At 67.3% G+C, this 6,274-nt stretch carries 10 protein-coding genes; 7 read left to right on the forward strand and 3 right to left on the reverse strand.

From position 1 onward, the window contains the following. Positions 1 to 299: 299 nt before the first annotated feature. The 6 genes from vapB to F788_RS0112960 all read left to right on the forward strand — a co-directional run bounded on the left by vapB (position 300) and on the right by F788_RS0112960 (position 3,969). Complete coding sequence (vapB, locus tag F788_RS0112940) at positions 300 to 530, forward strand: type II toxin-antitoxin system VapB family antitoxin (protein WP_026300728.1); 231 nt, start codon at positions 300 to 302, stop codon at positions 528 to 530. A gap of 8 nt (positions 531 to 538) precedes the next feature. Beyond that, positions 539 to 940, forward strand: coding sequence for a type II toxin-antitoxin system VapC family toxin (locus F788_RS0112945; protein WP_038033135.1), 402 nt, complete (start codon positions 539 to 541; stop codon positions 938 to 940). A 209-nt stretch (positions 941 to 1,149) separates the two neighbouring features. Next, positions 1,150 to 1,383, forward strand: a complete 234-nt coding sequence (locus tag F788_RS13995) for a hypothetical protein (protein WP_155984444.1) — start codon at positions 1,150 to 1,152, stop codon at positions 1,381 to 1,383. Next, complete coding sequence (locus F788_RS0112950; protein WP_019590446.1) at positions 1,352 to 2,158, forward strand: DUF2335 domain-containing protein; 807 nt, start codon at positions 1,352 to 1,354, stop codon at positions 2,156 to 2,158. Before F788_RS13995 ends, F788_RS0112950 begins: the two co-directional genes overlap by 32 nt. A 40-nt stretch (positions 2,159 to 2,198) precedes the next feature. Next, positions 2,199 to 3,494 (forward strand): serine--tRNA ligase, encoded by a 1,296-nt coding sequence (gene serS, locus F788_RS0112955; protein WP_019590447.1) that lies wholly within the window; start codon positions 2,199 to 2,201, stop codon positions 3,492 to 3,494. A 7-nt stretch (positions 3,495 to 3,501) separates the two neighbouring features. Beyond that, positions 3,502 to 3,969 carry a collagen-like protein gene (locus tag F788_RS0112960; RefSeq protein WP_019022819.1) on the forward strand — a complete coding sequence of 156 codons (468 nt, stop codon included), beginning with the start codon at positions 3,502 to 3,504 and terminating at the stop codon, positions 3,967 to 3,969. A gap of 28 nt (positions 3,970 to 3,997) precedes the next feature. Here F788_RS0112960 and cyaY read toward each other — a convergent pair whose 3' ends face one another. The 3 genes from cyaY to F788_RS0112975 all read right to left on the reverse strand — a co-directional run bounded on the left by cyaY (position 3,998) and on the right by F788_RS0112975 (position 5,129). Beyond that, the gene (gene cyaY, locus F788_RS0112965) at positions 3,998 to 4,321 is read right to left on the reverse strand and encodes an iron donor protein CyaY (protein WP_019022818.1); all 324 of its coding nucleotides are present in this window, start codon (positions 4,319 to 4,321) and stop codon (positions 3,998 to 4,000) included. Between the two features lie 69 nt (positions 4,322 to 4,390). Beyond that, positions 4,391 to 4,765: a DUF423 domain-containing protein gene (locus tag F788_RS0112970; RefSeq protein WP_019590448.1), complete on the reverse strand. Its 375-nt coding sequence runs from the start codon at positions 4,763 to 4,765 to the stop codon at positions 4,391 to 4,393. Between the two features lie 16 nt (positions 4,766 to 4,781). After that, entirely contained in the window at positions 4,782 to 5,129 is a 348-nt protein-coding gene (locus F788_RS0112975) for a hypothetical protein (RefSeq protein ID WP_019590449.1), read from the reverse strand. Positions 5,130 to 5,224: 95 nt separating this feature from the next. Here F788_RS0112975 and F788_RS0112980 point away from each other — a divergent pair, with 95 nt between their 5' ends. Beyond that, on the forward strand, positions 5,225 to 5,806 hold the full coding sequence (locus tag F788_RS0112980; protein WP_019590450.1) for a hypothetical protein: 582 nt from the start codon (positions 5,225 to 5,227) through the stop codon (positions 5,804 to 5,806). Positions 5,807 to 6,274: the final 468 nt, after the last annotated feature.

A 6,274-nucleotide genomic window follows, 5' to 3' on the forward strand; every position in this document is an offset into this window, starting at 1 on the left:
GGTGCCGGGGTTCTGTGGGAGCGGGCTCGCCCGCGAATGACGGGCGGAGGGAATCTGACATGAGCCAAACCACCGCAAGCAAGCAGCGAGTTTGTCCGGCCTGTGGTGAGGGTCGGCTTGAGCCTCGGGAGGCGACTCAGCAGGTGGGCCGCGTTGAAGCGCGGCTTTGACGTATTGGGGGCAGCCGTGGGGCTGGCTTCCTGCAGGGAACCCGTGGTTTTGTGAAGCTGGCATATGTGGACATATGTCAGCTTTTGGCCTACCGTTTCACGAGGATCGTTTTTCGTGAGGGGCTTTGTATGCGAACCGTATCCATCTTCCGAAATGGCAGGAATCAGGCCGTGCGGCTGCCTCGGGACCTTGAGTTCCAGGGGGTCACGGAGCTGGAGATCATCAAGCACGGTGATTCGATCACGCTGCGCCCGGCGCGTCCCGACTGGCTCTCTTTCGCCGAGGTCGGCAAGGCCGATGCCGATTTCCTTCGGGAGCGGCCGGAGGTTGTCGAGGACGAGGGGCGCTTCACGCTGTGAGGGAGTACATGCTCGACACCTGCATCTGTTCGTTCATCATCCGTGAACGGCCCCTGGAGGTGTTGAAACGGCTTGAAAGTGAGGTGGAGCAGGGCCACCGGATCGTGATCTCCGCGGTGACCTATGCCGAGATGCGGTATGGCCAGATCGGTAAGAAGGCTTCGCCTCGTCTGGGAGAAATCATTACGGCATTCGTTCAGCGCCTGGACGGGATCCTGCCGTGGGATGCCGCTGCGATCGACAGGGCCATTGAGGTTCGCAGCCGATTGGCTGCGGCGGGTATGCCCATCGGTGGCAATGACGCCGCCATTGCGGCTCACGCCATGGCGACCGATTGCATACTGGTCACCAACAATACTCGCGAGTTCTGCCGTATCGAAGGCCTCCGCTACGAAGACTGGGTGCACTGAAGCCCCGGAAGGGGGCATCCCCTTAAGGAAACACTGATCGCTGTACACGCTCGCGTTGTTACCCGAGGTTTTCCGAGGCCGCTCTGTGTGTCGTCGCAGACGGGCTCGCGGAAGCCGGGCGACCTCCCGGGCCATGAATTTGTGCGTGCTGTTGTGGTGAGCCAAGATAGACGCAGGTATCGGCGGGGCTAAACACGGAGGCGGTGCAGGTGGAAATGAAAAAGCGAGATGCCCGTAGGGTGTGGCTTGCGGCCGGTTCGGTGATGGAAGTGTGGCCGGCGCATGACTACTCGGACTTTATGCCTTCCGGTTCGTTGCAGCAACGAGTTGCCGGTCATTGGGGCAACGTTGGTGAACGGTTGCGTGAAGGGATCAATCGCGCGCAGACCGACCAGGGAATGGAGAAGAAAGATGAGCGAAAGGCCACCGGAGGGCCTGCCTGACAACGGGGCGGATACGCCCGATAGCCAGGGCGGCACATTGGAGGAACTGGTGGACCGGCTGGAGGCCGGTGCCCTGTCGTTGGACGAGCAGCGTCGGCTTGCGGGATTTCTTGCCGCCGAATCTCCGGAGCTGGTGATGGCGGCGACGCGCCACGAGTCGTACAGCGGGCCGTTGCCGCACCCCGATCTTCTGAATCGTTTCGACGATGTCACACGCCGCGCAATCGTGCAGATGGCCGTGGATGAGCAGGCGCATGCCCATCGGATGCGGGAACGCGGTCTGGAAGGCGCCATTGCAAAGGACCGTCGGGGACAGCGCTACGGTCTGGTGATTGCGGTGGCGGGTTTGGCGGCGGCGGTTGCGATTGCGCCTTTCAGTGCCGTTGCGGCCGGCATCATCGGTACCCTCGACCTGTTCGGCTTTTCCCGGCAGAACATGCGCAAGCTGGTGCAGACCCACCGGGACAGTTTCCCGTTGCCTTTGCACGAGGGCCGGTCGGCGCTCTGGCATCTGGCGGATGTGCTGGAGTGGTTCGCCCGGGAAGCCCCGGGTAGTCGGGCCCGGTGCGGTTCGCGGCCGAGGCCGCTCCTGCAGGGTGGCGGTCGGTGTAGGAGGCCAGCCCTCTGGCCGATGGGGCTGTGCGGGTCGCGGCCGAGGCCGCTCCTACAACCCGATCCGGTGCCAGGTTCGGGCCGATCGGCCAGGGGGGCCGGCCTCCACTGGGGAGGGGGGTTGCGCGGTGTCGGCCTGCACGGGGCGGGGTGTTTGGCTTAAACTGCGCGGTTTCCACTACTACTGGTCGACGGCTTAACCCATGCTGGATATCCGCAGTCTGCGTCAGGATCTGGACGCCACCGAGGCCGCGCTGGCGCGGCGCGGTTTTACCCTGGACCGTGAGCGGTTCGAGCGCCTGGAGGCGCGCCGCAAGGAGCTGCAGGTGCGCACGCAGGAGCTGCAGGCCGAGCGCAATTCGCGGTCGAAGGCGATCGGGCAGGCGAAGGCGCGTGGCGAGGACATCGAACCGCTGAAGGCGGAGGTCTCGCGCATGGGCGACGAGCTGAAGGGCTGCGAGGACGAGCTGGAGGGCATTCAGGCCGAGCTGCACGATCTGCTGCTGCATGTGCCCAACCTCCCGCAGGCGGGCGTGCCCGAGGGCCTGGACGAGTCCGCGAACGAAGAGGTGCGCCGCTGGGGCGAGCCGACCCGCTTCGATTTCGACTGCCGCGATCATATCCAGCTGGGCGAGCCGGGGGCGCGCCTGGACTTCGAGGGGGCGGCCCGGGTGGCGGGCGCGCGCTTTGTGGTGATGCGCGGGGAGATGGCGCGGCTGCACCGCGCGCTGACGCAGTTCATGCTGGATCTGCATACCCGCGAACATGGTTACGAGGAGACCTACGTCCCGTACCTGGCCAACCCGGAGACGCTGGTGGGCACGGGGCAGCTGCCCAAGTTCGACGATGACCTGTTCTCGGTGGACTGCGAGCAGAAGTTCCGGCTGATCCCCACGGCGGAGGTGCCGCTGACCAACCTGGTGCGCGAGCAGATCCTGGAGGCGGAGGAGCTGCCGCTGAAGATGGTGGCGCACACGCCCTGTTTCCGCTCGGAGGCGGGCAGCTATGGCCGCGATGTGCGTGGCCTGATCCGGCAGCACCAGTTCGAGAAAGTGGAGCTGGTGCAGGTGGTCCGGCCGGAGGAGTCGGATGCGGCTCTGGAAGGCCTGCTGGGTGATGCCGAGAAGGTGCTGCAGGCGCTGGAGATCCCCTACCGGGTGATGCTGCTGTCGGCCGGCGACATGGGCTTTTCCGCCGCACGTACGTACGATCTGGAGGTCTGGCTGCCGGGGCAGCAGGCCTACCGCGAGATCTCGTCCTGCTCGAACTTCGAGGCGTTCCAGGCGCGGCGCATGCAGGCGCGCTACCGGCCGAAGGCGGGCGAGCGCCCGGAGCTGGTGCATACGCTGAACGGCTCCGGCGTGGCGGTGGGCCGCGCGCTGGTGGCGCTGCTGGAGAATCATCAGCAGGCCGACGGCTCCGTGCGCATCCCCGAGCGCCTGCGCCCGTGGCTGGGCGGCACCGAGGTGATCGAACCGCCGACGGCCCCGGCCGCCTGAGGTGACCATGCACTTCGAACCCGACTTCATCCTCGAGCACCGCGATGTCTTCGAGCGCATCGTGGCACGGGCGCACAAGGTCGCCGTGGTGATCTTCGTGATCACCTTTCTGGCGTATGGCGTGGCGGCCTGGATGGCTTTCAACGAGCAGCCCTGGGTCGCGCTGATCCTGGCGACGCTGGCGTATCTGTTCTTTCGCCAGTTCCGGCTGGTGTCGCTGGGGCTGGCGCGCACCGGGCTGCGCGGCGAGGCGGGGACGGCGGAGCCGCTGAAGGCGCTGGATCTGGCGCTGGAGGAAGACGGCGCCCACGCGGTGCTCTCGGAGGTGGAGAATCACCTGAGGGCGATCGACGGGGACGTTGGCCAGCCGGGTGACTCGGGCGAGCCGGGCGAGGAGTCCGCGGAGCCGTCCCGCCGCGGTGCCACCGGGGAAACCGGGGAAGGACCTCGGGGCGGGGATCGGGACGGTTCCTGAGGACGCCGGTTCCGGCGCGGCGGGCGGGTCAGAGTTCGATCGACGTGCCCAGCTTGCCGCCCAGCACCCGGGCGAGGGTGGTTTCCAGGGTCTCGCCGGTGCGGTCGTTCTGCCACTGGCCGGAGGCCTCGTCGTAGCCGAAATGCGCCGGGCCTTCCGGTGAGGACAGCCAGATCTGCTCGGCCGCTTCCTGGCGGTTGAGGATCATCTGCGCGCCGTCCTCGAACTCCAGCGTCAGCACGCCGTCGATCAGGTCGATATCCAGGTCCCCGAGGTCGGGGTGGTCGCTCAGGCGGGCGTAGAAGTCGTCCAGGGTCTGTTCGGCGAACACGGCAAAGGAAGGCTGGCTCATGGGATCTCCGGCTCGGAATGGGCTGTAACGGCTATGGCGCGGATTATAGGGACGCCGCGCAGCGGTTGCCTATCCACCCGCGCGCCACGCGGCGATGGCGACGCCGATCCAGCCGAGGATGAACAGGGTGCCGCCGATGGGGGCGACCGCTCCCAGCATGCGCGGGGCGCCCAGGGCCAGGCCGTACAGGCTGCCGGCGAACAGCAGGATGCCGGTGACAAAGGCCACGGCCGCGGCGGTGGCCCAGCCGGTGGCCAGCTGGCTCCACAGCGCGGCGATCAGCAGCAGGCCGAGGGCGTGGATGAAGTGGTACTGCACGCCGGTGTGCCAGGTGTTGAGGGCGCGTTCCGACAGGCGCTGTTCCAGGGCGTGGGCGCCGAAGGCCCCCAGGACCACGGCGATCGCCGCCAGCGCGGCGCCGATGACGATCAGGGTGCGGATCATGACGGGCGCGCGCGGCTCAGCCGTTGTCGTCCATGTCGCTGTCGATGTCGCGGCCGGGGACCCAGCCGTGCTCGCGGGCGCGCGCGATCGCCTCGTTGTGGATGCGTTCGTGGCGCTCACGCAGGTCGTCCGGCAGGGCGGACGGACGCAGGCCGTATTCGTCCCACTTGGCGTTGACCTGGCTCTGCAGGGCCTGGATCTGGCCGATCTCCCAGCCGTCGCAGGTCTGCTCTTCCGGCAGGATGCCGAACACCCAGGCATCGCGGATGATGTTGCCGATCGGCGTCATGCCGCCGTAGAGGTCATTGTAGAGACCGACGTAGCGCCGGTCGTTGCGGATGGATTCTCGATTGGAGGTAGGCATGGCGGTAGTGTATGCCGCTGACCCCTCCCCGTGAAGGGCCGGGGCACCGTTTGCAGTGGGTTCTCGCAATCTTTTGTTGTGGAGGTAACGTCATCGTGCCCCGTTCTTCGCCGGATCCGGAGACCGCACTGCGCCGCCTGCGCCTGCGGGTGCTGCTGAAGCTGATGGCGCTGGGTGGCGTCGTCGCGCTGGCGCTGGCGTTCTCCGCGCAGTTCGTGTCGCTGCCGGGCGGTTCGGGGCCGGAGCCGCGGAGCCTGGATCTGGCGGAGATTGCAGTCGGCGAGGTGAAGCGGCTGCGCTGGAACGGGCGGCACGTGCTGGTGGTGCATCGCGATGCGGCGCTGCTGGAATCGCTGGAGGCGGTCGAGGCGGAGGCCCTGCGGGATCCGCAGGCGCGGCGCGGGCGTCAGCCGGAGGGGCTGGCGTTGCCCGAGCGCAGTTTCACGCCGGACTGGCTGGTGGTCTATGGCGAAAGCGCGGACCTGGGCTGCGAGCTGGACCTGGTGCATCCGGAACAGGCCGACGGCTGGCCGGGCGGCTTCGAGGACCGCTGTCGCGGCGGGCGTTACGACGCCGCGGGGCGGGTGTTCCGCGACCAGCCCGGGGCGCGCAACCTGGAGATCCCGCAATACCGGCTGCACGGTGACGGGGAACGGCTGATCCTCGGCGGCTCCTGATCCCGGAGGTCGGGTTCGACCCGTAGGAGGCCAGCCCCCTGGCCGATCAGGCGCCGGAGATGGCCCGGACGGGAAATCGGCCGGAGGGCCGGCCTCCTACGTGGCCGGGTGCCGTGGGAGGCCTGTAGGAGGCCAGCCTCTGGCCGATCCGGCGCGGGAGATGGCCCGGACGGGAAATCGGCCGGAGGGCCGGCCTCCTGATATGGATTGACCTGTCAACGGTTGGCTGTAGCGTTCGATCGAGACCTCCTGTTTTCCATGCCTTCGAGGCAGGGCACGAGAAGCGGATTGCGACGGTGGATCACTCTGATATACGCGGGTTGGTTACCGACCGGACTTCACTTCGTCGCGGAGCTGCCCTTCTCTACGGGCGAGGGTCAGCCCTTCCGGGGAAGGGGTGCCTCATAGGAGCGCCAGGGGTTCTCCTCACCGGCCTCTCATGCCCTGTCCCGAAGACACGGATGCGGG

The organism is Thioalkalivibrio sp. ALE10 (assembly GCF_000381385.1).
Taxonomy (GTDB): domain Bacteria; phylum Pseudomonadota; class Gammaproteobacteria; order Ectothiorhodospirales; family Ectothiorhodospiraceae; genus Thioalkalivibrio.

Bases quoted from the DNA above. Each gene is read 5' to 3' on its own strand.
- F788_RS0112960 (WP_019022819.1), top strand. From the start codon at position 3,502: ATGCACTTCGAACCCGACTTCATCCTCGAGCACCGCGATGTCTTCGAG.
- vapB (WP_026300728.1), top strand. From the start codon at position 300: ATGCGAACCGTATCCATCTTCCGAAATGGCAGGAATCAGGCCGTGCGG.
- F788_RS0112970 (WP_019590448.1), bottom strand. From the start codon at position 4,765: ATGATCCGCACCCTGATCGTCATCGGCGCCGCGCTGGCGGCGATCGCC.
- F788_RS0112975 (WP_019590449.1), bottom strand. From the start codon at position 5,129: ATGCCTACCTCCAATCGAGAATCCATCCGCAACGACCGGCGCTACGTC.
- F788_RS0112945 (WP_038033135.1), top strand. From the start codon at position 539: ATGCTCGACACCTGCATCTGTTCGTTCATCATCCGTGAACGGCCCCTG.
- cyaY (WP_019022818.1), bottom strand. From the start codon at position 4,321: ATGAGCCAGCCTTCCTTTGCCGTGTTCGCCGAACAGACCCTGGACGAC.
- F788_RS0112950 (WP_019590446.1), top strand. From the start codon at position 1,352: ATGAGCGAAAGGCCACCGGAGGGCCTGCCTGACAACGGGGCGGATACG.
- serS (WP_019590447.1), top strand. From the start codon at position 2,199: ATGCTGGATATCCGCAGTCTGCGTCAGGATCTGGACGCCACCGAGGCC.